We start from the raw sequence: 230 nt of genomic DNA, 5'->3' as shown, positions 1-230 counted from the left end.
ACGCCTAATGTTCGGACTAAAAACGCTGCAATTCCCCCACTGTCACCTTCTATCCCTGGTCGTAGTGCAGACCTTATTTCTATTTCTCCTAGTCTACCTGATGGATTGAATTTTGATACTGCTACGGGTGTGATTAGTGGAACGCCTTCGGTGAATACAAGTAGATCTACTTATACCTAAACGGCAAATAAGTCGTGTGGTTCGACGTCGTTTGCTATTTCAATTACAGT

1 protein-coding gene is annotated in these 230 nt (G+C 43.0%); it reads left to right on the top strand.

Features of this window, described 5'->3' with window-relative positions; genetic code table 11:
* Window positions 1-180 (top strand): putative Ig domain-containing protein (locus AC23L6_RS13455; protein ID WP_487570237.1); only part of this gene is annotated, 180 nt, incomplete at its 5' end.
* Window positions 181-230 lie beyond the last annotated feature (50 nt).

Source organism: Flavobacterium sp. R1_16 (assembly GCF_057652095.1).
This window is presented reverse-complemented; position numbering and strand designations above follow the sequence as displayed.